Origin of the sequence: Nonomuraea sp. NPDC050783 (assembly GCF_040802095.1) — a bacterium.
Classification (GTDB): Bacteria; Actinomycetota; Actinomycetes; order Streptosporangiales; family Streptosporangiaceae; genus Nonomuraea.
Genome location: NZ_JBFAHK010000042.1, coordinates 28,539 through 55,396, shown reverse-complemented (window position 1 = coordinate 55,396; position 26,858 = coordinate 28,539). Strand labels below are relative to the sequence as shown.

The 26,858-nt window shown below is 68.7% G+C and carries 25 protein-coding genes and 3 pseudogenes; 12 read left to right on the top strand and 16 right to left on the bottom strand.

What is annotated here, in order from left to right:
• Nucleotides 1-207: 207 nt before the first annotated feature.
• Entirely contained in the window at nt 208-1,377 is a 1,170-nt protein-coding gene (locus AB0H75_RS48500; protein ID WP_367808549.1) for a hypothetical protein, read from the bottom strand.
• Nucleotides 1,374-1,562 carry a hypothetical protein gene (locus AB0H75_RS48495; RefSeq protein ID WP_367808547.1) on the bottom strand — a complete coding sequence of 63 codons (189 nt, stop codon included), beginning with the start codon at nt 1,560-1,562 and terminating at the stop codon, nt 1,374-1,376. The genes AB0H75_RS48500 and AB0H75_RS48495 overlap by 4 nt, the downstream gene beginning before the upstream one ends.
• 802 nt (nt 1,563-2,364) lie before the next feature.
• Between AB0H75_RS48495 and AB0H75_RS48490 the strand changes: the two genes are divergently transcribed.
• Entirely contained in the window at nt 2,365-3,042 is a 678-nt protein-coding gene (locus tag AB0H75_RS48490; RefSeq protein ID WP_367808545.1) for a hypothetical protein, read from the top strand.
• A gap of 324 nt (nt 3,043-3,366) precedes the next feature.
• Nucleotides 3,367-3,576 (top strand): annotated as a pseudogene (locus AB0H75_RS48485) (hypothetical protein); the annotation flags it as partial.
• Between the two features lie 115 nt (nt 3,577-3,691).
• On the opposite strand, the gene AB0H75_RS48480 reads toward AB0H75_RS48485, so the two are convergent.
• A complete protein-coding gene (locus AB0H75_RS48480; RefSeq protein WP_367808543.1) occupies nt 3,692-4,186 on the bottom strand; it encodes a hypothetical protein in 495 nt (164 codons plus the stop codon).
• Between the two features lie 195 nt (nt 4,187-4,381).
• Here AB0H75_RS48480 and AB0H75_RS48475 point away from each other — a divergent pair.
• A pseudogene (locus AB0H75_RS48475) lies at nt 4,382-4,492 on the top strand (IS5/IS1182 family transposase); the annotation flags it as partial.
• A 31-nt stretch (nt 4,493-4,523) separates the two neighbouring features.
• Here AB0H75_RS48475 and AB0H75_RS48470 read toward each other — a convergent pair.
• Nucleotides 4,524-4,955, bottom strand: a pseudogene (locus AB0H75_RS48470) (methyltransferase); the annotation flags it as partial.
• 149 nt (nt 4,956-5,104) lie between these two features.
• Entirely contained in the window at nt 5,105-5,899 is a 795-nt protein-coding gene (locus tag AB0H75_RS48465; RefSeq protein WP_367808541.1) for an MBL fold metallo-hydrolase, read from the bottom strand.
• A 73-nt stretch (nt 5,900-5,972) separates the two neighbouring features.
• Here AB0H75_RS48465 and AB0H75_RS48460 point away from each other — a divergent pair, with 73 nt between their 5' ends.
• Nucleotides 5,973-6,590, top strand: coding sequence for a TetR/AcrR family transcriptional regulator (locus AB0H75_RS48460; protein ID WP_367808539.1), 618 nt, complete (start codon nt 5,973-5,975; stop codon nt 6,588-6,590).
• A gap of 32 nt (nt 6,591-6,622) precedes the next feature.
• Here the strand turns inward: AB0H75_RS48460 and AB0H75_RS48455 are convergent, their stop codons facing one another.
• The 3 genes from AB0H75_RS48455 to AB0H75_RS48445 form a co-directional block, all read right to left on the bottom strand.
• A complete protein-coding gene (locus AB0H75_RS48455; protein ID WP_367808537.1) occupies nt 6,623-6,805 on the bottom strand; it encodes a hypothetical protein in 183 nt (60 codons plus the stop codon).
• Between the two features lie 231 nt (nt 6,806-7,036).
• Nucleotides 7,037-8,002: a M57 family metalloprotease gene (locus tag AB0H75_RS48450; protein ID WP_367808535.1), complete on the bottom strand. Its 966-nt coding sequence runs from the start codon at nt 8,000-8,002 to the stop codon at nt 7,037-7,039.
• Between the two features lie 515 nt (nt 8,003-8,517).
• Nucleotides 8,518-9,180, bottom strand: coding sequence for a transposase domain-containing protein (locus tag AB0H75_RS48445; RefSeq protein ID WP_367808555.1), 663 nt, complete (start codon nt 9,178-9,180; stop codon nt 8,518-8,520).
• A gap of 140 nt (nt 9,181-9,320) precedes the next feature.
• On the opposite strand from AB0H75_RS48445, the gene AB0H75_RS48440 reads away from it, so the two are divergent.
• Both AB0H75_RS48440 and AB0H75_RS48435 read left to right on the top strand, forming a co-directional pair.
• Entirely contained in the window at nt 9,321-9,710 is a 390-nt protein-coding gene (locus AB0H75_RS48440; RefSeq protein ID WP_367808553.1) for a transposase, read from the top strand.
• 130 nt (nt 9,711-9,840) lie between these two features.
• Nucleotides 9,841-11,400, top strand: a complete 1,560-nt coding sequence (locus AB0H75_RS48435) for a cytochrome P450 (protein ID WP_367808533.1) — start codon at nt 9,841-9,843, stop codon at nt 11,398-11,400.
• Here AB0H75_RS48435 and AB0H75_RS48430 read toward each other — a convergent pair.
• Nucleotides 11,381-11,989, bottom strand: coding sequence for a TetR family transcriptional regulator (locus AB0H75_RS48430; RefSeq protein WP_367808531.1), 609 nt, complete (start codon nt 11,987-11,989; stop codon nt 11,381-11,383). The two genes, AB0H75_RS48435 and AB0H75_RS48430, sit on opposite strands and share 20 nt — an antisense overlap.
• A gap of 50 nt (nt 11,990-12,039) precedes the next feature.
• On the opposite strand from AB0H75_RS48430, the gene AB0H75_RS48425 reads away from it, so the two are divergent.
• From AB0H75_RS48425 to AB0H75_RS48415, 3 genes are read left to right on the top strand one after another with little or no spacing between them, the layout of a single operon-like run.
• Nucleotides 12,040-13,491 (top strand): FAD-dependent monooxygenase, encoded by a 1,452-nt coding sequence (locus AB0H75_RS48425; RefSeq protein WP_367808529.1) that lies wholly within the window; start codon nt 12,040-12,042, stop codon nt 13,489-13,491.
• Nucleotides 13,488-14,669 carry an FAD-dependent oxidoreductase gene (locus AB0H75_RS48420; RefSeq protein WP_367808527.1) on the top strand — a complete coding sequence of 394 codons (1,182 nt, stop codon included), beginning with the start codon at nt 13,488-13,490 and terminating at the stop codon, nt 14,667-14,669. Before AB0H75_RS48425 ends, AB0H75_RS48420 begins: the two co-directional genes overlap by 4 nt.
• 4 nt (nt 14,670-14,673) lie before the next feature.
• The gene (locus AB0H75_RS48415; protein WP_367808525.1) at nt 14,674-15,318 is read left to right on the top strand and encodes a DUF3159 domain-containing protein; all 645 of its coding nucleotides are present in this window, start codon (nt 14,674-14,676) and stop codon (nt 15,316-15,318) included.
• Nucleotides 15,319-15,553: 235 nt separating this feature from the next.
• On the opposite strand, the gene AB0H75_RS48410 is transcribed toward AB0H75_RS48415, so the two are convergent.
• Together AB0H75_RS48410 and AB0H75_RS48405 are read right to left on the bottom strand one after the other, a co-directional pair.
• Nucleotides 15,554-16,684, bottom strand: a complete 1,131-nt coding sequence (locus AB0H75_RS48410) for an MBL fold metallo-hydrolase (protein ID WP_367808523.1) — start codon at nt 16,682-16,684, stop codon at nt 15,554-15,556.
• A gap of 743 nt (nt 16,685-17,427) precedes the next feature.
• Entirely contained in the window at nt 17,428-18,012 is a 585-nt protein-coding gene (locus AB0H75_RS48405) for a DUF3995 domain-containing protein (RefSeq protein WP_367808521.1), read from the bottom strand.
• Between the two features lie 261 nt (nt 18,013-18,273).
• On the opposite strand from AB0H75_RS48405, the gene AB0H75_RS48400 reads away from it, so the two are divergent.
• Entirely contained in the window at nt 18,274-18,762 is a 489-nt protein-coding gene (locus AB0H75_RS48400) for an N-acetyltransferase family protein (RefSeq protein WP_367808519.1), read from the top strand.
• A 24-nt stretch (nt 18,763-18,786) separates the two neighbouring features.
• Here AB0H75_RS48400 and AB0H75_RS48395 read toward each other — a convergent pair whose 3' ends face one another.
• Nucleotides 18,787-19,077, bottom strand: coding sequence for a hypothetical protein (locus tag AB0H75_RS48395; RefSeq protein ID WP_367808517.1), 291 nt, complete (start codon nt 19,075-19,077; stop codon nt 18,787-18,789).
• A gap of 159 nt (nt 19,078-19,236) precedes the next feature.
• Nucleotides 19,237-19,887 carry a TetR/AcrR family transcriptional regulator gene (locus tag AB0H75_RS48390; RefSeq protein WP_367808515.1) on the bottom strand — a complete coding sequence of 217 codons (651 nt, stop codon included), beginning with the start codon at nt 19,885-19,887 and terminating at the stop codon, nt 19,237-19,239.
• A gap of 184 nt (nt 19,888-20,071) precedes the next feature.
• On the opposite strand from AB0H75_RS48390, the gene AB0H75_RS48385 reads away from it, so the two are divergent.
• Nucleotides 20,072-21,400 (top strand): MFS transporter, encoded by a 1,329-nt coding sequence (locus tag AB0H75_RS48385; RefSeq protein WP_367808513.1) that lies wholly within the window; start codon nt 20,072-20,074, stop codon nt 21,398-21,400.
• Between the two features lie 257 nt (nt 21,401-21,657).
• On the opposite strand, the gene AB0H75_RS48380 is transcribed toward AB0H75_RS48385, so the two are convergent.
• Entirely contained in the window at nt 21,658-23,589 is a 1,932-nt protein-coding gene (locus tag AB0H75_RS48380; protein ID WP_367808511.1) for a Xaa-Pro dipeptidyl-peptidase, read from the bottom strand.
• 1,361 nt (nt 23,590-24,950) lie between these two features.
• Entirely contained in the window at nt 24,951-25,298 is a 348-nt protein-coding gene (locus AB0H75_RS48375) for a helix-turn-helix domain-containing protein (RefSeq protein ID WP_367808509.1), read from the bottom strand.
• Nucleotides 25,299-25,494: 196 nt separating this feature from the next.
• Here AB0H75_RS48375 and AB0H75_RS48370 point away from each other — a divergent pair, with 196 nt between their 5' ends.
• The gene (locus tag AB0H75_RS48370; protein ID WP_367808507.1) at nt 25,495-25,866 is read left to right on the top strand and encodes a hypothetical protein; all 372 of its coding nucleotides are present in this window, start codon (nt 25,495-25,497) and stop codon (nt 25,864-25,866) included.
• A 307-nt stretch (nt 25,867-26,173) separates the two neighbouring features.
• On the opposite strand, the gene AB0H75_RS48365 is transcribed toward AB0H75_RS48370, so the two are convergent.
• The gene (locus AB0H75_RS48365; RefSeq protein WP_367808505.1) at nt 26,174-26,557 is read right to left on the bottom strand and encodes a hypothetical protein; all 384 of its coding nucleotides are present in this window, start codon (nt 26,555-26,557) and stop codon (nt 26,174-26,176) included.
• Nucleotides 26,558-26,858 lie beyond the last annotated feature (301 nt).

The window sequence follows — 26,858 nt, the reverse complement described above, 5'->3', positions numbered from 1 at the left end:
CCGCAGCTCGGCCCTTCGTGCGCTCATCGCAGCGACCATGCATCAGATGCAATACGTAAGGTTCACGCGATAATAATCTGTTATCACGTACATGGAGCCTCGATAGCAAAGAAGAATTTCCAGCGAAGTAGTACCTGACCTGCGATAATCTGGTAAAAATTGTTGATCGAATGTCATATGTCCGGCCGGTCGCCGCGTTTGCCCCGGTCAGCGGCGCCGAAGGATGAACGCGCCCGGGTTGTCGGACGACGCCCTGACAGTGCCCACCGCCCACAGCTCGGACGTCCCGGGGATGTCCGAGACGCTGACCACGTTGTCCGTGCCGCCGGGATGAGTGTCCTCCCTGCTCCATGTCGCCCCGTCGTAGCGAAGGAAGGCGACCACCTCCTCGTGGCGGGGATCGGTGCCGCTCGCCCAAACCTCGTTCCGCTCGGTTGCCGTGACCTTGGTGAGGGACAGGCTCCAGGCGGGCAGGAGCACATGTTTCCATGTGACACCGTCCCAGTGCATGACGAGCGGGCGTGCGGCGTCGACCGGCGGTGCGGTCACCGTCCCTGGACAAGGCGACGCCTGGTCCCCCTTCGTGGAGATCGTCCCCACGGCCCAGACGTCGTTTGGCGCGACCTGCCGGACACTGTTGAGGGCTCCCCCGGGTACATCCGGGACGGGCATGTCTTGCAGTTCCCCCTCCGGGGTGAGACGCAGGATCTTCGGCGTGGTCCCTTGGCACCCCGCGCGGCCTTTGGCGCCAACGATCCAGGCGCGACCGCGCACCAGCGAGACCCCGTTGAGGACGTCGCCGTCGCCGACTCTGTGCGTGGAGAACCTCTTCCCGTTCCACTGGACGATGTGCCGCTCGGAATCGATCACCACGGCACGGCCCTTGTCCGCGGAGATGCCGCGAAAGTGGATACCGTGATCGTCGAAGTCGCCGAACGGCCGGCGAACCGTCCAGCGGCCGTCGTGCCGCCTGGCCACCTCTTCGCCTCCCGCGAGCCAGATATCATCCGGTCCGTCCGTGTCGATGGCGTCGAGGTAGTTCGGCTGCCAGGGGAGACGGCTTCTGGCCCAGCGGGATCCGTCCCATCGGAGCAGGAGGGGGAACCCGTCGCCATCCTCACGGTCGTCTTCGGCTCCGACTGCCCAGGCGTCCCCCGCGCCGGTCGCCACCACGTCAGTCAGCGCCAGCGTCGTCTCACCGAGCGGCGGGACCTTGATGTGCTTCCATCGCGCCGCGTCCTTGATCGGCGCGCTTGGCATCAGTCCAGGACTTCGCGTGGCTGGGGTGGTGGGGGTGCGCGTGTGCGTCGTTTCGGCCACGCACCCCGTCGTCCACAGGCAAACCGCCACTACTACGAAGCACCGCATGATCGTCATATATGGTAATTCTTCCGGCTCACCGCTTTCATGTGCCGCCAGCGGTCGAAGCTGTTGCCGTCGGCGCGCTGCACCAGCAGGTCGTTCGGCTTACGGCCGGCCAGCAGCGGACGCAGCGACGCCGTGGCCACCTCCGGTAGCGGCACCACGATGATCGCGCCGCCCTTGAGCCGGACGCGGATCACCCAGTGACCCGCCGAGCGCTCGATCCGCCCGACGGTCAGGCTCTCCAGTCCCCCCGGCGCGCATGCCGGTGATGGCCGGCAACACCACCGCGGCGGCGTCGGCCGGGTGCCGCGCGGCGATGGCCTGCGCGCCGTGCACCAGCGCGGTGCCCTCGGGGCAGGGCGAGGGCGGGGGTGGTGCCGGCCTCGCCGACCTCGGGCGTCTCGACCCACTGCTTGCCGACCCCGGACGCCTCGACCCACTGGGCGGGCTCGGAAACGGCGCGGGCCGATCACGGCCGGCCGGGCCGCGCACGGCCGTAGCGGGTGCGCACCGTCCGGCTGGTCCAGATGGCAGGCCATCCGGCGGCCGCCGGTCACCTGTTCGGCTTCGGCTGGGCTGTAGGCGCCGCCCAGGGTCTCGCCCTCGCCGGCCTCGTCCAGGCGGCGCATGTCCTCGTCGGTGCAGGCGGTCGGAATGGAAGTGCGAAAGGCGCGCCGACCCCGGCGAGACGTAAGCAAGGCATCGAGGGCCGCGGGGTCGTCGGCCGCGCCCGGCCCTGTCGCTGCCGCAGGTCTCGATCCGAGGTGTCGTCGAACAGCGTCTGAAACGCTTCTCGCCGCCCGATCCAAGTAGAGGTGTAGGGGCGAACGACGAAGGGAGCGAGGCCGGTGCGCCTCAACCGTCCTTCCTGGTACACGGCCGATGACGAGGCGACGTTCCCGAGGGCGCGGCGGGCGCGGTGCACATACGGCCACCTTCGGAGATCGCCTTCTGAGTGCACTCAAGGACGAGATCGTGACGAGAAAGGCAGAAAATCACATGACAACTGTGACACCCGTACGACGTACCCGGCGCATCGTGGGACTGTCCGCCGTGGTGGCGGGGGTCGCGGCGGCCGCCACGGCCGTGGTGATGGTGACCGGCGTGACCGGCGTGAGCGGCAGCGCGGCGTACGCGGTCTCCAAGGGCTCGGACGGCACGGTCAACGTACAGATCAACTCGTTCGTCGACCCCGACGGCCTGGAGGCCAAGCTGGCCGAGACCGGGATCAAGTCGGTGGTGGACTACCTGCCCGCAGGCCAGACCTGCAAGCAGCCCCGCGGCGAGAACGGGGCGGCGGACGGGAAGTTCGCCGCGGGCATCAGCAAGGCGGATGACGGGATCGCCTTCACGATCAAGGAGGGGGACGTCCCCGAGGGGTCCACGCTGGTGCTGGCCGTCACGAAGAGCGAGGACGGCGACTCCGCGGCGCCGTCCTCGGCCTCTCTGCAGATCGTCAAGGGGACGGTCGCCCCCTGCGAGCCCACGTCCGCGCCCGCGATCCCGCCCGCTGACAACGACACCAGCGGAACCACGGACACGCAGAACCCCACGTCCGCGCCCACGATCCCGCCTCTTGACAACGAGACCGGCGGAACCGCGGACAAGCAGGACAACGGTCCCACCCTCGACGAGGGCACGGAGGAGGGAAAGGGCGTCACCAACAAGAACGACTGATCCCCCATCCGCACGGCTCCTCACCCCCAGGGCCGTGACTCCTCATCGATAGACCGCTGATCCGGCGACCTCCCGCCGGAAGACAGCGGCCCGCCCGGCGGCCCCTCCCGAGCAGCGGGGGCCGCCGGGCCCACCATCGTCACGATTCGTCTCGATCCTGTTGCATACGCTTGAGGCCACCCGACGAGGATCCGGAGAAGACCAGGACGGACACGGTGAATCCGTGCACGTGGTCGTGCCCGGCCACCGCCCCACCTCGCCGGCCACGAAGAACTCCGCCACCCCGATGGACCCCGGCGTGTCCCGCAGCGCGAGCCGGTCGTGGTCGGCGGTGCCGAACTGCTCACCCCAGCCGACGCCAACGACGCCGAGCTCACTGCCTGGACCGCCACCGTCCGAGCCGTTGATCTGCCCATCTGTGTCGACACCCGCACGAAGAGGATCACGCGACAAATGCACGGCCGGGCCGGGCTCGGCCCGATCTCCATGAACGTCGGAGCGGTCCAGCGAGCCCCCGTCACCCCCGCGCGATGAAGCACTCCCGCAGAACCACGGCAACAGCGCCACCGGAGGCCGCTATGGGCACCCCCGGTATCGCGGTGGTGATCATGCTCCCGCAGGCGTCGAGTGAGCTTGGCCGGACATGTCGTTACCTGGTGGTCACCTCGCCGGTGGTGTACTGCGTATTGCCGATCCGCATGTGTCCCACCCAGCAGGAGTTGAAATAGATGTACTTGACGCGGCTTCCATCTATCGTGTCGCCTGCTTCGACCGTTCCCTGAGCGACAAGGTCACGCTGGCCGCCGCATGCTGAGAGGTACAGCTGTACCAGCCGCTCGGGGCCGGCGTTCTTGCTGTACCAGACGTTGACGTCCGCGTTCTCGTTGAGGTCGCCCCAGATGGAGATGCACAGCGGCGATCCCGAGATGTCGTTGCACCTGTACCAGTGCCCCTCACGTGACGGGCGGGCCGCTTCGGCCGCGTTGGCCGGGGTGACGAACGCCGCCGTCATTCCGAGGATCACAAGCAGTGATCCGACGAGCTTCGTCACCTGCTTGGCTGACAGAAGCCTTCTACCATGCATGACTTCCTCCCCGTTGTATGGACTTGTCCTTGGAAGTGTCACTTGGGTGATGTGGCCCATCCAGGCCATGAACAGGACATTTGCCAGGCACTGGCAGGACATGGCGGCGTGAATCTGTCGCTGGGCCGGCGTCTGCTCAATCCGTCCCGAACGGCCCGCCCTCTGCGGACGGGCCGTTCGGTGTTGCCGGAGAAACACTCCTCCTGTGCGCGGCCGCCCGCGGCAGCGCCCCGACGTCGTACTCGCCGGCCGCGGATACGCCCACTGATCGCCCACCGTGGCACCGAGCACGTCTCTGGCCTGGGCAAACAACGCTCGGCCGTCGAGCAGACCTTCGCCCTGCCGCACGCCTTCCGGCACCTGCGCACTCACCTGCCGACGGCGCCTCACTTCGTTGCGTCTCGGTACGGTAGTAGAAGTCCTCCCGCAGGACGTGGTGTTCCTTTCTCTCTGTACGGTCGTAGGTGAAGTCGAACCAGCCGCCCGGTACGAGCACCCGGCCGATGAGGATGTCCGGCGAGATGTCGATGCCGTAGTAGTGGCCAGGCTCCAGGTGCCGGATGAACCGCCAGCCGCCACGCGGGTTGCCGCACCCGATCTCCAGCATGCGGTGCTCGGGGCGCAGGCCCTGGCCGAGGAGGTAGTCGAACTGCGTCGCGCCCAGCGCCGGCCAGCGATCCCGGTTGCCGCTGCCGACTGCCGCGTCCGGATCCGCACAGGTGTCGGAGCGCATCACAGCGCGGTAGTACGCGATGTGGGCGGGGTGGCGCAGGGCGTAGGCGAGGCGGTGGCGAAAGGTGGAGTACTTCTTCGGGGACGACGGCGGCAACGCCTGGCGCGACTGATGACCGAGAACCTGGCCCCGGGCACGAATCCCCGCCACGGCGACGTGCACGGTTGGACCACCAGTCCCGATCGAGCAGCAGGCGCTCCAACTGTTCATCAGAGAAGAACGGGTCACCAACCCTCACCAACTCCTCAGAGAGTGAGGGTTTCGCCCTGCTCGAGCGCCGCCACCTCGTAGCTCTCACCGGAGGCGGCGTCCAGGAAGCGGGCGAGCTCATCCGGCTGCGTCTGGTAGAACCCGTCGAGATGGAATCCGTCGTAGTGCATCGGCACCGCGACCGCCGCCCCCAGCAGGCGCACCGCCACGGCCGCCTGTGCGGCGTCGAGCGAGGCGGCGTACGGGCTCGGTGGCTGGCAGTGCGGGAAGCACACGGTCGGCCCGTTGATGGGCGTCAGGACGGCGTCGAACGGCCCGAACCGGTGGGCGGCCCGCCACCAGTACCCGTGGAACATGCTGTCGCCCAGGTGCAGCACCCGCTTGCCGCCCGCCTCGACAGCCCAGGACACCTGCGGGTCGCCCAGCGTGTCCACGGCCGGCACGGCTGCGATCGTGAACGGCCCGATGGTGGCCGTCTCCCAGAGACCCATGGGCCGTCGCGCCAGCTTCAGCTCATCGAGCTCACGGTCGGCCTTGAGCGTCCACAGGTTCTCGTGATCATCGCCGCCGAAGGGCGCCGGATGCAGGACCTGCCCACCGGGGCGCAGGGCCCGCGCCAGTGCTCCCGCGTCGGTGTGGTCGCGATGCAGGTGGGTGCAGAGCCCGGCGAGCACGTCGCCCTGGGTGTGTGGCGCGACGACCTTCGGCAGGGGTGCGGCGAGCGGCGTGCCTTCCAGTACGTCCTCGGGCCGGCCCAGCAGGTCGATCACCAGGCTGTGGCCCTGCGACTCGACTTCCATCCCTGCCCAGCCCAACCAGCGCACTCGCATGGTGGCACTCCTTTTAGCAGACGGTCGTACGTTTATTGGCGTTACCGTACGGCTGTCTGCTACGTTCGTCAACGTGAGGAGATCCGCCGAAGAAGCCCGGCTGACCCGCGAGCGCATTGTCGCCACCGGCGTGACGATGTCCTCCATCGACGGGCTGCACGGCATGACGATCGGCTCGCTGGCGCAAGCGCTGGGCATGAGCAAGGCCGGTGTCGCGGGTCCGTTCGGCTCGCTCGCCGGGCTGCAGCTCGCAGTCCTGGCCAGAGCGGCCCAGCTGTTCACCGAGGCCGTGGTGATGCCCGGCCTGACGTCCGAGCCGGGCCTGCCCCGCCTGCGGGTCGTGATCGACCGGTGGTGCGGCTACTTGGATGGCGGCCCGTTCCCGAACGGCTGCTTTGTCACGGCCGCGTCCTGCGAGCTCGACGGGCGGCCGGGCGAGCTGCGCGACTTCCTGCGCACCGCGGTGATGCGGTGGCGGGCGTTCCTGCGCGAGGAGATCGTCGCCGCACGGGCCGCCGGCGACCTCGCCCCCGGACGAGACCCGGACGACCTCGTCACGACGCTCACCGGCATCGCCATGGCGGCCAACCAGGAGATCCAGTTGCTGGAGGACATGGCCGCGGCGGAGCGCGCCCGCCGTCTCATGCTGGCCACCGTCACGGGGCGGCGGGCTGCCGACGCCGACGGCTGACAGCCCGCAGCACCGCCGACCGGGCCTTCTCCTCATACGATGCGGGACGCCATGGCCCGCACGGCGACGATCGCCGCCTCGGCGCGGTCCGTGGTGCAATCGGTCTGCTGCTTGCTCGGCAGCGCCGGTGCCCGGGAGGCGGCCATGCAGATCTCGGCCATGGCGTTGAAGACGTTCCGGCCGAGAACGGCGGGCCACGACAACCGGTTCCTCACCGTCTCTCCTGGAACTCAAGTCCCAGCAGCCACTCGACCTTCGATGACAATCCTCAGCCCTCGCTGCGACCGGACGGGAATCTCGTCAATCTCGGTCCAGCCGTTTCAAGAACGGCCCGGCCGGCCGAACGATGGCCTTGGGTCTACGCGCCTGCGGGCTCGTGGAACCCCGCTCGCCCGGCCGCACCTTGATCACTGATGATCGAGATATGGACCGGTACCCACCACGGCCTATTCGCGATCTATGGAGTAGATCTGGGCGAGCAGAGCCGGGTTTTCGCCTCCGATGTCCTCTCTCGTGTTTGCGCTGTAGTACATGACGTCATTCCAGTAGTCGTTGTGCCCCAACCCCAGCACGTGACCCAATTCATGGGTCACGACATTGTTGCGGGTGAAATACGTTCCCGTGTAGTAGTCATTCAACTGGACGTCCGCGTCCCTGATCTGTCCCGGCTTGGTAGAGGCCCAGATAAGGTTGGTGTGGCCGATCCAGCCGGTCGCGCCATAATTGGCCGACCAGACGCCTACGCAGTGGACGCCGGCCTGATTGCAATTGTTCCAGGTGTACCAGCTGTCGATGTTCGGAGTCTGGTTCCACTTGTAGACGGCATTGGTCGTCGGCCATGTCGCGCCCGAGTGGTCGTTGAACAGGACCACAGGATTTCTTCTGCCCAGGTTCGTCCACCAGACGTTGGGGCAAGTGAACGCGTGTGCCTGGCCGTACGTGCAGTCGCCAGGCCCCATGGGCTGCACCTCGCCGTCCGTCGATGGTTGTGGCTCGGGCCGGAGCACTTCGACGTTCTTCCGCCCGCTCTTGCGGAGCGAGTCGGCCACCTTTTCGGGATCTGCTTCAGCAGCCAAGGTATAGAAGTCGACACGCACGCGGCCGTCGGAAAGCTCTTCGCGGCTTACTATTTCCGCGGTGTTCTTGTCCGGCGGAGGGCCGGCACTTCTGGCTCCGCGCTCCTTTGCCGCCGCTGCTTCGAGGTCCGCCGGGGTATACTTCGGGTACGCGTTCAGATCGGTAAGCGGGCTGCCCTGCTTCCCGCCGGGATCAGGCGACGCCGGAGTCTGGCTCGGCGCAAGCGCGGGCAGCAATGTCTCCGCCGTGGCCGGCAGGGAGCCCGCCCCAAGCGTGGACATCACTATCAGTAAGGTCGCGGCATACCATCTGGGACGAGCTGATTTCGTCGACATGCGGACCAGTCAAGGGGGCGGGTGCGTAAAGTGTCAATGCGCAGCTCGCGAATACTCCTATCAGTTGTGAATAATGGCAGGAATGAGATGAATAATTGGCAGCAAGAAGCTCGTTCGGGCCAATGCCGTTTAGACAAGAGATGATCATGATGTCGCTTTGGGCTGCCGATGGCGTGGGTACGAGTGCAACGGTCGGCGGTCCCCGCGTAGCGGATGCCCTTGTCGGACGGGCGCCGTTCACGGTAGCTGCTCTTGCGTGAGCGTTTGACGGCTCGCGGGTAGGAGCGGTGGCGGCGGTGCAGATCAGCGTGCATAACTCCCCGTGGGTCAAGAGGTAGGCCCAGATCTCCTGGTAGGCCAGTTCGGGGGTGCGGGAGCGCAGGATACGGCCCGGCGATCGTGATAGCAGCGGGCCAGCTCTTCGGCGGTGGCCTCGGCCGGGTTCAGGACGCTGGTGATCAGGCGGATGAGCTCGCCCTTACGGTCGGGCACGGTGTAGTCGACCACCCGGATGATCACCGCGTGCTCGGGACCCAGGTCTCGGCCCTGGCGGGCGGCCTCGCGCAGCCGGTCCTTCCGCGAGCGGCGCAGGCCGGCGGGTTCGGTGATGACGGCCAGCCAGTACCCGTCGGCCAGTACCCGTCGGCCAGATCGCGCAGCCAGTAGGGGCGCAGTCCGGCCTGGACCCGCCAGAGCAGGTGCGCGCCGCTGTGCCGGGCCTGGTTCCAGGCGGGGAAGCTGGAGAAGCCGCGGTCGCCGGTGAGTGGCATCTCCGCGGTCAACTGCCGATAGAGGGAGAAGGCGAGGGTCTGCTCGCCGGCCCAGCAGCCCGCTACATCGGCGGTGTCGGGCAGGTCCAGGACGAACCCGTCGATCGCCATCACCCGCCGGCGGTTCAGCCACGCGCCCGGCGTCGACGCGGTTGCCGAGGGGCGGGCGATCTGCTGGAACACCTCTTTGACCGGCCCGGTTCCCAGCCGCTGGCGGGCTTGGGTGACCGCCCCGCGGGTCGGCGCCTGCCAGCGCGCGCCCGGCACCAGGGCCAGCATGCCCGTCAGCTTCTCGGCGACCTCCTCGTAGTCGTCGTCGGGGTAGAGGCATAACGCGATCAGCAGGTAGATGACCACATGCGCGGGGAGCTTGCGGACGCGTCGCTCCCGGCATCCGTGCGTCGCGATGGCCCGCGTCCACGGCCTGGCGAGGGATCAGCGATGTCAGCGCGCCAACCGCGACCAGATCCGTCAACCGCCCCGAACCGCCCGCATCACCCGACGAGATCGCCAAGCGACGCTACCAGCAAGATCGCTATCTAAACGGCATTGGGACCTCCACCACCGTCCCCGCCACCAGCCAGGGCCACGACGCCGGCAAGAAGATCGCCGGCCGCAAACGCAGCACCGTCACCGACACCCCCGGCCTGCTGCCGGCCGTGCTCGTCACCGCCGCCGGCGTGTCCGACAGCGCCACCGGCCTGCCTCCCCTGGCCACAGTCGCCGCAGCTCAGCCCACCCTCACCAAGGCCTGGCCCGACAGCGCCTGCCGCACCACCGTCATCGAGGGCGCCGCCGCCCTGGGCATCGACGTCCGCCTGGCCCGCGACTACGAAGCCCGTCCCGACCGCTCCGAAGCCATGATCCACATCGCCATGATCGACGTCATGACCCGCCGTCTCACCGGCGAGAACACCCCCACCCGGGGCGGCGCCTGAACCCGGGACCAGACAGGACTAAACGCCCACTCAAAGGAGCGCATTACTTCATGCTGCGTTGAAGTAATCTCTCCGGTGGCCTATATTTCTTCGTCGGAGGATGAAGTTTTCTGAGAGGAGCAAGCCCAGCATGAGCATCGACGGCACGTGGGCGTTCACCGCGGCGTCTCCAAGGGGCGAGCAGAGCTTCGCCGCGACGTTCACCTCGGACGGCGAACGCCTGTCAGGGACGATGACCGGCGCGCAGGGAGCCTGGGAGATCGACGAGGGCACGGTGCGCGACGACGAGGTGGGCTGGCTGGTGCGCAGGGCGGTCATGGGGATGAACCTGCGCTTCACCGGCGTCGTGGACGGTGATCAGTGGACCGGCAAGGTCAAGGTCGGCGCGCTCGGAAGTTTCCCGGCCAGTGCGGTACGGACCACACTGGGGCAGCCACCTCCGGCACCGTCCGAGCCCAGCCTGATCAGCCCGGAGGGACGGGCCGACCCGTACCCCCTATACGTCCGCATGCGCCAGGACGGTCCCGTCCGCCCCGCCGAGGGTCCGCTCGGCGGTCAGGTCTGGATGGTCACCGGGTACGAAGAGGCCAGGGCTCTGCTGAACGACCCGCGCGTCTCCAAGCACCCCCGGCATGCTCCTCAATGGCTGCGCGATCTGGGCATCATCACCGCCGACGAGGGACCGACCGGAACGAACATGCTCAACAGCGACCCGCCCGACCATACGAGGTTGCGCCGCCTGGTGAGCAAGGGCTTCACGCCGCGCCGCATCGAGGCCCTGCGCCCCAGGGTGCGGCGCATCACCGACGATCTGCTCGACCGGATGGCGCCCCTGGGGCAGGTAGATCTGATCGACGCGTTCGCCTACCCGTTGCCGATCACCGTGATCAGCGAACTGATCGGGGTGCCGCAGGAGGACCGGGACGACTTCAGGTCCTGGACCGCCGCCATGCTGCTGATGCCCCTGGAGGAGGAACTGCGCGCCAGGCGATCGCAGGGCATCGAGGCCATCAACGGCTACCTCGCCACACTGATCGAACGCAAGCGCCGCGACCTGCGGCCCGGCGTACCCAGAGACGAACAGCCCGACCTGGCCAGCGCACTGGTGGCGGCGGCCGACGACGAGGACGGGCTGAACGAGCGCGAGCTGGTCGGCATGCTGAACCTGCTGCTCGTCGCCGGCCACGAGACGACCGTCAACCTGATCGGCAACGGCGTGGCGGCGCTGCTGCGCCACCCCGGCCAGCTCACCCTCCTGCGCGACCAGCCCCAGTTGCTGCCCTCGGCGATCGAGGAGATGCTGCGCTACGACGGACCCGTCGAGCAAGGAACGAGCCGCACAGCGGTGGAGGACATCCAGATCGGCGAGGTCACCATCCCGGCGGGCAGCCAGGTGACGGTGGCGCTGGCCGCAGCCGACCGGGATCCCCGGCGCTTCCCCGACCCTGACCGGTTCGACATCCAGCGCGAGGACAACGCCCATGTCGCCTTCGGCCACGGGCTGCATTTCTGCCTCGGCGCGCCGCTCGCCAGGATGGAGGCACAGATCGCCTTCCGCGGCCTGCTGGACCGCTTCCCCGACCTGGCGCTCGACTGCCCGCCCGAGCGACTGCGTCAGCGGCTGGGGACCGCCACCCTGTTCCGGGGGCTGGCCGAACTGCCGGTGAAGTTCACCCCAGCGGCTCGCTGACCAGCCGCTGGATCACGGGCGCCGTCAGCGTGACAAGCGATTCCGTGGACATCGAGGCGAGAGGCTCCACGCGCAGGAGGTGGCGGGCCACGGCCAGGCCGGCCAGATGGGCGCCGATCAGGCCGGCCCGCAGTTGCGCGTCCGGCAGGTCGAAGTGCTTGGCGAGCGAACCGGCGAACTCGGCCTCGATGAACGCGCGCAGCTTGGCCGCGGGCTCAGGATCGGTTACGGCCAGGCGGGTCAGGGCGCCCACCCCGTCCGCGGCGTCGCCTCCCTCGGTGACGTCGAGGAACCGGCGCACCAGCCTTTCCCCGAAGCGCTCCACCCCTTCGGAGAGCAGCTCACCCACCGGATCGCGCTGCGGGCTGTAGCTGTTCAGCACGGCCTCGTAGAGGCCCTGCTTGCTGCCGAAAAAGTAGTGGATCATCGCGGGGTCGACCCCCGCGTCGACGGCGATCGCCCTGATGGTGGCCCGCTGGAACCCCTCGGCACCGAACCGCGCCGCCGCTGCCGCCATGATCCGCTGCCGGTTGGCCGCGCCGGTGCGCCAGCGACCACGGCGCCCCTGCTCACCGACGGTGTCGTTCACGCCGTCAGCTTACTTCACCGCCTGCCGAACTTATCCGAGATGGAGGACCCATGGATCGAAGCGTCCGCGTCCTGGTGGTCGGTGGAGGGCTCAGCGGCTTGGCCGCGGCCACCCTCCTCGGTCACCACGGCGTGCCCTGTTTGATCGTCGAACGTCGGACCCAACTACCACCCACGTCGCGCAACGAACGGCTCGGCGTGCGCGCCATGGAGCTGCTGCGGGTCCTCGGCCTGGAGGAACGGGTCCGCGCGGCGGGCTTCCACCCCGACGAACTCGGCGACATGCTGCGGGCCGACACCCTGGCCGGCGCCGAACTCGGGCGAGTCCCGCAGCCGTGGGTGGCCGTGCCACCGCAGTTGAGCCCGCTCCAGCCGGTGTGTTGCAACCATGCGTGGCTGCGTGAGCTGCTGCGCGAACGCGCCCGGGAGCTGGGCGCGGAGATCTGGACCGGTTCCGAGCTGATCGACCTGCGGGAGGAGGGCGACGGGCTGGTCGCCGACGTACGCGGGCCGGAGGGTGACACGAGCGTACGGGCCTCGTACGTGGTCGGCGCCGACGGCCCGTACAGCCTCGTCCGTGAACGCGCCCAGATCGAGGCCGAAGGTCCTGGCACCATCGCCCACCTCTACGGGGTGGCCTTCCGCGCGGACCTCGGCGAGGCCATCCGCGGGCGGCACTTCGCCGGAGTGCAGCTCGATGGCGTGGGCGGCACCCTGCTGAAGGAGTCCGAGCGCGACTCGTGGGTGCTCCTGCGCCCACGCCCGGCCGACGACAGCCCCGACGAGGGCGAGGACCTGGTCGAGCTCGTCCGCTCAGCGTCCGGCCTGCCGGACCTGAAAGTCGAGATCGGGGGCACCTTCAGCTTGCCGATCACCCTGCTCACCGCTGAGCGGTTCACGCGTGGCAGGGTCGCGCTGATCGGCGACGCCGCCTGCTCGCTGCCGCCCACACCGGGTATGCACGGCGGCAACGTGCTCCAGGACGCGCAGAATCTCGCCTGGAAGCTGGCTCTGACCCTCAAGGGCACGGCGGGTTCCGGGCTGCTCGACAGCTACGACGCCGAGCGCCGTCCGCTCGCGAACCTCGCGCTCACCGACGCGCTCACCCGGATCGGCGTGATCCCCCCTTCGGAGGATCTGCCCGACCGGCTCACCCTGGAATTCGGTGCGGTGTACCGGTCCTCGGCGGTGATCTCGGAAGGCGAGCAGACCTTCGTGGACCCCTTGGAGTCCGCAGGGCTGCCCGGGACCCGCGTGCCCTGCCTGGGGCCCGAGTTGTTCGGCCGGGACTTCGTCTGCCTGGCCGGGCCCGGCTGGACCAGCACCGGCCTCCCGCTCATCGCACTGGAGCCGTCGTGGGCCGAGGCCCTCGGCGTGAGCGGCACCGGTGCCGTGCTCGTCCGTCCCGACGGGATCATCGCCTGGCGGGCACGGACGGCATCGCCGGAGCACGACATCGAGACCGTACTCAACCAGATCCTGAACAGAGGAGATCAGCCGTGACCTTGCGCGTCATCATCGCCGGAGCCGGACTCGGCGGGCTCACGCTCGCCCACGGGCTGCGCCGAGCCGGGGTCGAGACGGCCGTCTACGAACGGGACCCGGCACCTGACAGCCGCGCTCAGGGAGCTCGCTTCCACATGGACGACCGGGGAAAGCACGCCTTGCACGCCTGCCTGCCGCCGGCCCATGCCGAACTGTTCGAAGCGACCCTGGGACACGACAGCCGAGCGCTCAAGGTGATCGGTGACGTGAACGGCCGCCTGGAGCTGCTGGCCACGAGCTCCTTCGACGGCAGGGACGGCAGGCCCGACGCGGTGCGGCCCGGCCACCCGGTGAGCCGCCGGCTACTGAGACGGATCCTGCTGCACGGCATGGAGGACCACGTGCACTTCGGCCGGGACGTCGTGCGGTTCGAGTACCTGAGCCAGGGTGTTCGCGCGTACTTCGCCGATGGCGGCCATGCTGACGGAGATCTGCTGGTCGGAGCCGACGGCATCGGTTCCGCCGTACGCCGCCAGCTCCTTCCGTACGCCCAGGTGATCGATACCGGGGCGCGCTGGCTCGGAGGCAAGACGCCGATCACCGCGGAGATCGCCGGCACCGGGATCACCGATCTGATCGGGAGCAACTTCACCATCACCGAACTGGACGACCTCGGCATGATCCTGGCGGCCATGCAGTTCAAGGAGCCGCCACCGAGCGCCGCCGCGCGGCTGCTGCCAGGACTGGAGCCGGGCGAGGACACCGACTTCCTGATGTGGGCCCTGATCCCGCCGAACGACAGGCTCGGGACGGGATTCCAGGCCCTCGGCACCACGCGCCTCTGGGAACGCGCCCGCGAGCTGATCGAGCCGGCTCATCCGACCTTGCGGCTGGTCGTCGAGCGGGCCTGGCCGGAGCAGACGCTCTGCCTGCCGCTCGGCGCCTCGATGCCGGTCGAGCCGTGGCAGCCCAGCACCGTCACCCTGCTGGGCGACGCCATTCACGCCATGCCGCCCAACCGCGGCTCCGGCGCCAACACCGCCCTGCAGGACGCCGGGCGCCTGTGCCGTCACCTGGTCGATGGGCGCCCGCTGCTCGATGCGGTGGGCACGTACGAGGAGGAGATGCGCCGGGACGGGTTCGAAGCAGTCAACGCTTCGGTGTCCGCCATGGGCGAGTTCCTGCTGCGCGGCTGAACCCGTGGACCTGTTGCGCCGGGTCGGCGTCCACGTGGTCGAGACCGCGCTGCCCGTCATCGGCTTCACCGTGGCGTACGCCATGACAAGGCAGATCGCGCCGTCACTGGTAACCGCGCTGGCGGCAGCCGCCGCGGTGGCTCTCCTCCGAGTACGGCAGGCCCGTAAGCCATGGGCGGCGCTCGCCGGGTTCGGCGTGTCGGCAGGGGCCGCGGCTCTGGTCACCGCGTCGGGCAACGCCGCCGACTTCTTCCTGCCGCTCCTGGTGATGCGCGGGGCACTCGCGGTCGCCACGCCCGTCCTGCTCCTGCTCAGGTTGCCGCCGTTCGGGCTTGCGTACGGCGTGCTCACCCGGCGGGGGACGGCCTGGCGGCGCTGCCCCGTCCAGCTACGCGCCTTCACCATCGTCAACCTCATCTGGTTCCTGGTGGAGGCCGCGCTCACCGCCAACCAGATCAGGCTCTACCTCGACGATCAAGCGCTCGCGATGGGAGCCGTCAAGGTTCTCATCGAGGCGCCCGCATCTCTGTTGTCCGCGGTTGTCCTCTGGAGGCTCTATCGTCGCCTGACCGCACGCTCCTGTCGCGGACCGGCTTGTCCCGTCCATGCCCACTCGGCCGCGTCACCCGCGAACCGCACGAGCACCTGATCAATGATGTCGTTCTCAGGTCGGCCAGTTCGTCGTGGCGAGCTTGCCGCCGTCCGGGCCGAAGCCGGTGAGGGACGGTCGCGGAGTCAGCCACGGGACGCTCTGAAGAACCTGCTCGGTTGATCGGCTCAGTCGGGGTGTCCTGCCACAAACCTTGGCGAGTTGTTCGCGGGCGTGTCCGGGCGAGGGGCGCCCCTCCTGCCGATGGCCGGCAGGAGGGGCGCCCGACGATGAGTCAGCCCTTCTTGCCCACTCCGAATGCGGTGAGGTCGTGCCCGGCGCATACGGGGCCGCCATAGGTGGAGCGTACTCGCCGTTCCCATTTTCCGTCCGGTACGGCGGCGGCATCACCGGGCGTCAGGTGATTGAGCAGGACTCGCCTGACCGCCGCCCCTGTTGCCACTCTGCCGACCTCCTCTGGGCTGGTGTGAGCGTGGCGCATGTGCTCGAGCGCTCCGTCCGGCAGTCCCTGGTCCCGGTAATAGTCGATATCAACGGCTTCGTGCACGAGAATGTCAGTCTCGTCGGCCAGCCTGGCGACGTTGTCCGAGCGAGCGGTGTCGCCGGAGAAGGTGACCGAGCCGTCCTCGGTCTGGAACCGATAGGCGTAGGACGGGAAGACCCGCCCGTGCGGCACCAGAATCGCGCTGACACGCACGCGGTCGTCTTCGAAGACGGTGAACGGCGGCATGTCGGGCGCGGTGTGCTCAGGAGAGGCGCCGACCGCTGCGGGCGGCATGATCTCGCGGATGGCGAATTTCTCGGTGAAGTCCCTTCCGGGAGGACCGTTCTCGTTGGTGCGGATGTTGATGTCGTACGTGGCCGCCGCCAGCCAGCCGGTGAAGATGTCCCGCAGACCAGGGGTGGGATGATCGGGGTTGAGCACCGGTACGGGCGCGTTTCCGGGGGGCGGCGGCAGGTACCCGGCCGGTCCGGGGCCGTGGATCGGTAGGGGTGGAGCCGCCGGGCCTTGGGCGAGCCACACCAGGTTGAAGAGGTCCGCCAGGTGGTCGGAGTGTCCGTGGGTGATGAAGACGGCGCCGAGCGCCGGCAGGCCGATCCCGGCCAGAGCCGCTTGCCGTACCGCGCCTGAGCCGGCATCGACGAGGTAAAAGCGGTCGCCGACGGCGACCGCGCTGGAGATCATCGTGCGGCCGGGAACCTGTACCGGACCTCCTGAGGTGCCCAGAAGCAACACCCTGGTGTTGTATCCCGTCACGTCGCCGCTCAGGGTCACGGCGGCGGAGCGCCGCGGGTCGGCGGCGGTGAGGGTAGGCGGTAATGCGAGGACGGCTGCCGCGCCCGCCAGTCCGGCGGTTGCCGTGTTGCGGAGGAGTGCGCGGCGAGAGGGCTGATCGCTGGGCATGCATACACCTTTCTGCCAGCACGGAAGGCCGACACGGCCCTCCGTCGGATTTCTTCAACCCACGTTGAAGTTACGATCTGCCTGCCGTATATTACTTCATCAGCCAATGAAGTTAAGCGAGATCACCGAACGCGGGAGCGACATGAGCGTCGACGGCACCCAGCGGCCCTGATCGCCCTGCGTGTCCGGCAGAGGCGCCGCTTCGCCGACAACGAGGTTCCGCCGACGGGCGGGCTCTTCAGCCTCATGTATCTGTTCACTCTCGCTGTGGCCACCGCCCTCAATCCCGTGGGTCCCGCATGGCGGGGCAACGACAACCACGACCTTGAAGTGCTCTGCCCCGCTTGGTACATGTCTGCGCTGATCGGCATCGCCCTCATGGCCCTCATCGGGCTGACCAACTGGTTCACCGCCGCGATCAGGGATGTCCCGGCGTCCTGACGGGAGTATGCGGAGCCGCTGGCGTTGAACCCTGGGGCGCGCCTGTTGGATGCCAGCCACGAGAATGACGATGGCGAGGAATTTCCACGTTCCAGGCGAGCCGGCCGACCAGCGCGGCCACCTCGGTGGCGACTTCAAGGTCCTGAGGCGGCGCGTTGCCGGCAGTGCCAGCGCATGACCGTGGCGATGCCGCGCATCACGGCGCTGGTCATCCAGGGGGACAAACCAAGTACGGCGGAAAGGGCTGATAGGGCTGGTCAGAGGCGATTGCCGAGGCTGCGGCCCCGGTCCGCGCAGATGAGTTATCCGATTCCTGCCATCAGAGCCGCGGCGGACAGGACCAGTGCGCCGAATCCGCCGACCAGGCCCGCGATCCTGGCATCCCGGCGGCCGGCCATCGCGCTCAAGTGGACGCGTGCGGCGAGCATGAAGGCGATCCCGCCGCCCACGAACCATGGCCCCCACAGGTAGGTGTACCAGCGGCTGACGGACAGCAACTCCGGGGCGAGCGTGATGAGGTGTGCCTGTACGAGCAGTCCTTGCCCGACGAACAGCGCTCCATGCCAGACCAGCAGCACCCCCGCGCCCCACGCCATCAACTGCAGGAGGCAACTCATGCCGCGCCCCCAGGCACGGCGGTGTACCAGAGCCAGGCCCAGCAGCCCCCCAACGACTTTGAGCACGCCGGTCACCCACAACACCGCGAGGAAACCGGGATCTTGCTTCAGCGCCAGTTCCACCAGCTGCGGCGAGATCGTGGACGTAACCCCAGCAGAACCGCCCATCGCCCAGTAAAAGCTCGGAACGGCGAACACGAATCCCCACACCGCAGCGGCATACCCAGGCCACCTGGCCGGATGGCTCACCGTATCAAGACGCAGTCTCATAACCGTGATTCTGCACAACCCGTCACGGCGACGCCTCCCACGCGAGAGGTCGCTCAACACTCTCGATCGTTGCAGATCGGCAGACCCGGGACTGTACGGTCACTGGCTCCGGCAGACCAGTCCTCGCCTCGTGATCGAACGACTCGGCGAACGTTGCCGGGCATTGCCGCCACGCTTGACGGAGCGACGCGAGGGCCGCGCGCCGGGTCGGGCGCGATCATGGTTTGACCTATCCGGACGCACGACGAAAGACTCGTCGGCATGGTGACTCTGCGGGTTCTCACGACAGACGACTGGCCGTTGTGGCGCGCACTCCGCCTTGCGGCGCTGACCGATGCGCCGAACGCGTTCAAAGTCCGGCTCGCCGACTGGGACAGAGGCGAAGAAGAACGCTGGCGTGCCCGCCTGGAGCTTCCCGGCGCCTACCACGTGGCTGCACTGCTGGACGGGCACGCCGTTGGCATGGCGAGCGGCCTTCCCGGCGCCGCTGATATCAGGGAGTTGAGGTCCGTCTGGGTCAGCTCTGAGGTGCGAGGCCGTGGAATCGGCAACCGACTGCTTACGGCAGTTGAGACCTGGGCTCTGGAATCGGGCGGAGCAGCCTTGAAGCTGGCGGTGCTCCCGGGCAACGAACCTGCCATCGCCCTCTACCGGCGCAACGGGTTCACGGTCACGGGAGAGCCCGGCGACGTGCTGCCCGATGGGACGGCCAGGGAACAGATCATGGTGAAGGCACTTCGCCGGGCGTGACCAGCAGGCACAATCCACTCCCGGTCAGAGCACTGGATCATCGGGGTCGACGGGACGCCCCTCGGCAGCGATGGCGTTGGCGGCGTCGGTGATGTCGCGGGCAGTGGAGTAGATGACGCAGTTGGCCGGCAACTCGTTGAACTTGATGATCTTCTCGTGCGCGAAAGGCTCGATAGAGACGGTTCTTGCGTGAGTGGTTCCCAAGACGCCGCAGCAGGGTGACCTCCTTCCGCCTCCGGCGTCACCGTCGCCAGACACCGGCCGTACACGGATCTTGTGGCTGATGCCGAAGCCGACGTCGACGATCGCGTCCACGGTGTCGCCATCGACGACCTTCGCGATGGTCGCCGGGGCGCAGCGCGCAGGCGGGCATGGTCATCGTGGTGGCCATACGCCACGGCCCACGCCACGGACCAGACGGCGGGCGGGGGACGGGCGCCGCCGCCCCGGCCCGTACCCGGGATGGGCCCAGCTTCACGGACGGTGCGCCCTGCGCCACTGGTCGGTGGCCACGCCCGCGAGGACCACGTTGACGACGTCCTCCGCGAGTTCGAGGGTGATCGGGAGGTGGCCGAAGAGCAACCGGTAGTACGTGGTCGAGCCCAGCATGTCGAGCAGCAGGTCGATGTCGGCGTCCGCGCGGATGTCTCCGCGTTCGATCCCCCGGCGCAGGGCCTGGGCGGTGGTGGCCCTGCGCGGGTGGAAGTACCGGTCCAGGAACTCCGAGGCGAGTTCCTGGTCGTCGGCCAGGTCAGCGACCAGGGCCGGGAGGGCACGCCGCCCCACGGGACCGCTGAAGGCCTGGCTGAGCGTGCTGATTCCGGCGATGAGATCGCAGTGCGTGCACCCGGTGTCGGGCGTGGGAGTGGTGCCGACGGTGGTGGCCAGCGCGTCGACCACCAGATGTTGTCGCGAGCGCCAGCGCCGGCGCAGAGCGGGCTTGCTCGTGTCGGCGCGGGCGGCGACTTCCTCCAGCGTCAGCTTCGCGTAGCCCTTCTCGTTCAGGATGTCCATGACGGCGTGGTGCACCGCCGCGTCGATGCGCTGGTCGCGTGGCCTTCCGCCGCTACGTCGGCCTTCGGTGCCCTCGCTCTGGGGCGGCGATCCGGTCGCGCTCTTCCTCACCCAAGGCATTATAGGTATGCTCGACAATATAGTTCCGTACCGGAACGGAACTTAATGTGAAGGAGGATGAGTGTCCCGAGATGTCAGCGCTGCCGGCGCGCCGGCTGCCGCCGGCGGCGAGGCGGTCGCAACGTCCACGAGCGTTTTCGGCCGGCCCTACCGCGCGCTCACTCTGGGCGTGATCGTGTCCGTGGGCTCAGTGGCCTTCGAGTCGCTCGGCGTGGCGACCGTCCTGCCCGTGATCGCCCGCGACCTGGACGGCCTGGGCGCCTACGGCTGGGGGCTGTCGGCGCTCATGCTCGCCAACATCATCGGCACGGTGATCGCCGGTCGATCCGCTGACCGCACGGGGCCGTGGCGGCCGATGGCGATCGGCCTGACCGTCTTCGCCCTGGGCTGCGCTGTGGCCGGCGCGGCCCCGTCCTGGCCGCTGTTCCTCGCCGGCCGCTTCGTCCAGGGACTCGGCGTCGGTGCGATCATGGCCATGGCCTACACCGTGATCGGGCTGATGTACCCGGTGCATCTGCGGGCCCGCATGTTCGCCCTGCTCTCCTCGGCGTGGACCGCCCCCTCGCTGGTCGGACCGGTCCTGGCCGGCCTCCTCGCGCATCGGGCCGGCTGGCAGGCCGTCTTCCTGCTCATGCTGCCCATCATCGCCGTCGCCGCCGCGCTCACCCTGCCCGCGCTCCGCGGGAGGGCCCTGGAGATCGCGCCCGCACCGCGCCTGGCGACGCCGTGGTGGAAGGGCCCGACGATCGCCGCCGCTCAGCTCACCATCGGCGCCGGCCTCCTGTTGCAGGCCCTGCTGCTGTCGAACCTCGTCCTGCTGGCCGTGCTCGCGGTCGCCGGTCTCGCCATCGCGCTGCCCGCCCTGCGCCGGGTGACGCCCGAGGGCACCCTGGGCGCTCGCGCCGGCATCGCCGCCGGAGTCGTCATCCGCGCCCTCCTGTGCGGCGTCTACTTCGGCAGCGAGGCGTTCCTCCCCCTCGGCCTGCAACAATTGCGCGGGCTCAGCGTCACCGAGGCGGGTCTCGGCCTGTCAGCGGGCGCGATCACCTGGGTGATCGGGTCCGCGCTGCAGTCGAGACTGGACGGCCGCGGCCCGGGCAGCCGCACCTGGGGCGTCATGCTGGGATTCGGCATCCTGCTCGCCGGTGTCGTCCTGGTCGCATCGGCCATTCTGGTGCCGGCCGTTCCCGCGTACGTGGCCGTGATCGGCTGGGCGATCGGTGGCCTCGGCATGGGCGGCGCCTTCAACGCCTCCACCACCAGCACATTGGAGCAGACACCCGCGCACCGGCAGGGCGAGGTCAGCGCGGCTCTGCAACTCGCCCAGACCCTCGCCACGGGCGTGCTCGCCGGGCTGGGCGGCGCGGCCCTGGCGATCGCCCGGCACTGGGGCGGCTCCGCCCATGACGCCCTGCTGGCCACGTTCGTCCTCACCGCTCTGATGGCGCTGCTGGGCGTCATGCTCTCCCCCAGGCTGCGCGGCCCGGCCTCCGGCCGGCCCTGATCGCGCCGCCACCAGCGCCGTGTCACCCAGAATGCCTCGATCTCCGCAACGCCGGCTCCGGGCGCGAGTGTCGACGCGTCGGGGGCTTGCCCGAACCGCTCACCCATTCCCGTCGCAGTGGAACATTCCCGTCGCAGTGGAACAGCGAGCAGGGTTCGGATCGGCCGCTGCCCGGGCCTCAGCCCCATGCGCCCGTCCATGACGTGGCGCGCCATTAGCGGGTACGGCCCCGGGCCGATGGCCCAGGGCCGTCACGATCAGAAGAAGGTGAACTTCGTGTCGGCTTTGGGCAGGTCCGGCTTCTTCGGCCCGCGGAACGTGGTCGTGTCCTTGGGGACGTCGGTCAGCGGCGTGCCTTGCGCGAACGGGACGACGACGCTGCTCTTGCCCAGGTTCAGGGTGACGGTTGCGCCGGTGCCGGTCTCCTCGCTGTAGTCGGAGTCGGTGCCGGCCACCACCAGGCCGATGCGGTGCCCCTTCTTGAAGGTGTAGTCCTGCGGCAGCGTCAGCCATTTGACCGTGCCGTACGTGCCCGTGGGCAGCGGCTCGGCCTGGCTGAGCGAGTGGCGGTTCTGCACGTCGATCCAGCCGCGGGCGACGATCTCCAGCGGGCGGGTGGCGACGTTCGTGACGACCTTCTTGTAGCAGGCGTCGTCGGCCGCGGTGCTCTCCCCGTGGCAGTCCTCCTCGGCGAGCGTGGTGATGCCCTGGCCCCGGCGCCAGTCGACGCGGGTGTCCTCGCCGAAGTCGACGAGCAGGGCGGTCAGGTTGGCGGTCGGCTTGTCCAGCTTGACCAGCAGGTCGGCGGTGGGTGTGCCGGACAGGCGTAGGTCCTGCGGCAGGGCGCCGGTCGTGAAGGCCACCCTGCCGGGCTTGGCGGTGCCCACGTCGGCCACCATGTCGGCCTCGGACATGGCGATGTCGGTGAACGTCGCGGTACCGCTCGCCACGGGTGCGCCGCCCAGCGAGCCGTCGGAGACGGGCCACAACCACGTCTGTAGCGCGGACGGCGCCGGCCAGTCGTCCTGCGTGGTCCATCGCGCCGGGCCGACCTCCACGTCGGCGCGGGGCTCCTGGAGGATGCCGTTGGGCACGTCGTAAAGCCAGTAGTCGAACCAGCGGTGCAGGGTGTCCACCCACAGGTCCCTGCGGCCCTCGAAGTCGAACGGATCGACGTGCTGGGTCTGGCCGACCCAGATCTTGCGCGGCACGCCCCGCTCGGCCAGGGCCTTCCACCAGGTGGAGAAGTTGTCGGGCTTGACGTTGAGGTCGTTGACCGTGTGCACGACGAACACGCCGGCCCTGACCTTGGAGGCGTCGCCGAGCAGGCCCTTGATGTAGTCGCGCTCGGCCCAGAACGCGTTGTAGTCGCCGGTGTCGTCGCCGTCCTCGGCGTCCAGCCGGTCGCGGACCGCCTGGCACTTCGACTCGGGGTCGGTGTCGACGTAGTCGGCCAGCCCTGATGCATAGTCGAGGTTGTAGATGACGCCGTTGGAGCGCTGGTACTTGTACCAGGAGCTGATCGCCGAGATGGGCACGATGGTCTTCAGGCCCTCGACGCCGGTGGCGGCGACGGCGTTGGCCAGGGTGCCGTCGTACGACTTGCCGATCATGGCGGCCTTGCCGGTGGTCCAGTCGGCCACGGCCGGGCTGCCGTCGGCCCTGGTCGCCCTGGCGCGGCCGTTCAGCCAGTCGATGACGGCCTTGCCGCCCAGCACGTCGGCCCTGCCGCCGACGTCGGGGCAGCCCTCGGACCTGGTGGTGCCGAGCATGTCCACGTTGAGCACCGCGTAGCCGCGCGGGACGAAGTAGTTGTCGTAGAAGAGCGGAAACTTCGTGACATTTCCAGCAGCGTCGTAGACCTTGCGCTCGCCCTCGTTGCCGCGGCCGGAGTTGTCGTAGTAGGGGCTCTCGTCGATGATCACCGGCACCTTGAGGCCGGGGCCGGACTCCTTGGGCCGGATGATGTCCACCCTGACCTTGTCGAGGGCGCCGTCGGAGTCGCTGTCCACCGGGGACTCGACGTACACGTGCTCGCGAACGGCGTCGGCGTAGGAGAAGACCGGCTGGGTACGGCCGTTCTGGACCGTGATCGCAGGAACTGCCGCAGCCTGGGCCGGCACGGCGATCGCCAAGGCAAGACCGATCGCGACAATGGCGGGGGGAAGGGCGGGGCGTAAGAACAGCACGAAAGCCTCTCCGATCTTTACGAGAACCAACAGCGAATCCTGGGAAAGTTCTGGCTCTTGCCCAGGACGTCAATATCCGATGACTCCATCGACGCCTGGCCGCATCCTTGTGCCCGCCGGAGCGACCGAGCGATACACGTGCGCCCTCACATGAGGATCCTCATGGGGTCCGCCAGACCGCCGGGCCGGCCGAAAGCACCCGTTGCGACGAGACAGGCGCGCCATCGCAACAAAAGGCGCTGATCCAGCGGTCACGGTCACGGCAGGAGCGACTCGTCAATCGCCGTGGCGGTCATCCGATCCTCCATTTCAAGAATTACATCACCTGTGACTCGGCGCCATGAAACCATCTTCGACCGCCCGACCGGAGACGTTAATCAATTGCGCTTCCCAACTTCTACTGCCGATCTTCCCGCTTCTTCCGGAAAGCCCGATGTCGAGTTGCATTCGTAGGGCAGCCGGCGAGCAGGTGGAGCCGGTGCCGGATTTTCTTCGGCTCGTTCGAAGAACCGGACGAGCCGGTCAGGCTCTGATCGGCCTGGAGTCCAGCACTGGCCTTCCACGTGGCCCTAAGGAGGAGGGGAAGAACAACGGAAGGAAGGGGGAAGCGCCTTTCCTTAACATCTAGCCGGTATGGGTTGAGCAGCTGGAGGCTTGATCTACAGCATCACACGGCAGGGCATTCGAAAATGCCCGTCCAGTTTCCGCACAATCCTGCGCCGGGCCCACCGAGATTGCCTGATATACATCCACCGTACGATCGTCATGAATTGATGGAGGACAAGTGAACCTCAAGCGTGCATATGCCGGCTTCGCTCTCGTGGCGGCCATGGCTGCCGGCGCGACGGCTGTCGCGGCGCCGGCCCAGGCCGATGGCCATGCGGCGGTCGGACCGGCCGGTGATGGCCACGCGGCCGTGGCACCCACCCAGCCGTAAACATCGTCACCCGTATACTCCGCAGCCCGGGCTGGCGGCCGGCAGACCAATGACAAGTTCTCCCAGCACCACCTGACGACCACCCGCCAGCGATGAGAGGACGCTATTCGATCGCAACAAGAACAGCGTCCTCTCATCTTCGAGCAAGACAACGAACCAGCGGACTCGGAAACACGGTTTCGTCCTGTGATCCGGGTTTCGCTGCGCGGTCGGAGCGGCGGCGGCCGCCACCGTCACAAGGGTTGTCATCGCTGGTCCGCTGGGCGGAAGCCTTGCACGCCACCCCTGCGACCATCCCATGCGGGCACCGAACCCCCGGGGCACTGGGGAACCAAGGCGAGTTGGCGCGCCTCGGCTCGCCCAGCAAGTGACCGGGCTGACCAACGCCAACGCCCAGGTGTTCACCGCCGCCGGCGAGAGGCCATCAAGAAACCCGCCCGCGACCGCCCTGACCGGCCCGTCGGTAGTCGCCGGGAGTGACGCCGTACTCCCGTTTGAACGCCGGATGGAACCCGACCTCGGAACGATGGCCGACACGCCGCGCGATGGCGTGATGCGGCAGCGCGGTCCCGGCCAGGAGCCGGGCGGCCTCCTGCAACCGCCGTGCCGTCAGGTGCCGCAATCGTGGTCGCCGGGCCGGGGCCGTCGATGCGGCACCGTGCGCGCCCTCCCCGGGGGCCTCCAACTCCACCTGGTCGACCGTGACGACGAAGTCGGTGAGCGTGGGACCGGCGCCGATCGGCTCGCGGTATTCGACGGTGGACGTGGGCATGAGCTGAGCGCCTCCAGGATCGTACGGACCTTCATACGAAGCCGTACGGCACTTCGTACACCACGGCCAGGGTTTCTCCCCTCTATGCCTAGGTGCGTTGGTGCTCAAGATCTCCAAGATTCAGACTCGGATCACTGAGCTGAGCGATAGGCGATGACTTGACCTCAAGCTGACTTGAGGTTCTACCGTCGAAGCCATGAACGTACAGAAGATCACCACCGCTGACGGCTCCTGGACCGCCGTCGGCGACCACCGGATTTACGTCAACGACCTCATCGACGCGGCCTCCCGGCCCGACGCGAAAATGACCGTGGGGTTCGCCCGCCTCGACAAGGGAGAGTCGATGGACATCTCCTTCCCCTACGACGAGGTGCTCATCGTGACCAAGGGCTCCTACACCGTGCGGACCGCCGGCGGTGAGACCTTGACCGCCGGCCCCGGAGAGGCGATCTACCTCCCCGGCGGCACGTCGAACGCCTCGTGGGCCGAGGAGGACACCGAGATGGTGTACGTGGCCAACCCGCCTGAGGTGTATGCCGAGCACGTGGCGGCGTCGGCAGGCGCCTGAGAGACGTCCCAGGATCTCGGGAAGCTCGCAGCTTGACGCCTAAGCTCCTGGGATGTCTCAGTAGTGTCGCCTCTACGGTTCGTCCCTTGGGCCGTGGCCGGCGTGCAGGGCGCGGGCGATGGTGGCCTGCCCCCATCGAGGAAGGTGCGGTACCTCTCCCCGCCCGCCGCCAGACGATCGGCCGCCTGGCGGCGGGTCAGGCCGCCCCGCCCGGCGAGCGCGTCCACCAGGGCGCCCTCCCGGGCGCGGCGCAAGGCGTCGATGTGCTGGCTGCGTTCCTCCCAGGTGGGTTCGGGGAATCGCTCGCTCAACTCGCGGCCTTCCTGGGTCCAGTCGTGCAGGTCGCGGTCGGGATGCCGGGGCCCCCAGGCTTCCGCCCACGTGTACGGGCCGCCCTGCCGATGCCGAGCACCTGGGCGGTCAGTGCCGCCTGCCAGGTGGTCCAGATCAGGGTGCGCCGGACGGCGGGGCGGCTGGCGCACCAGCCCACCGTGCGCCAGCCGGAGGCGCTGCCGCCGTAGTCCTCGCCCAGCATCTGGACCTCGACACCTCTGAGGTCATGCCAGACCGCGACCTGCCGGCGCAGCCCCGGCGCCGGCACCCGGGGCCCGCGGTCGGCCGGGGTGCAGCCGGAGCGGCCCGGCCCGTACAGGCTCTCGCGTAGCACGTAGCCGTCCACGGCGGCCTCCACCGACGCCCACCGTTGCCAGCCCGGCGGACGCCCCTCGCCTCGGCGTCCGCCCGCGCCTGGACCACCTCCGCATCCGGCTCGGCCAGGCGCACCGCCAGCGGCGCGCCCTCGGCCGCGAGCGCCCGCAGGCCATCGAGGACCAGGCGCTCCTCCCGGCATCCGCGAAGGACATCTGTTTGATCTCCCTTGGCCATCCGCGTAGTCCTGCGCGGGCACCGGTCGGGGTGATGACCGATCAGCAGCGAATGAACGTCTGGACGACGAGGACTCCGCAGGCGCTGTGGCGCCCTGACCTGGCGGG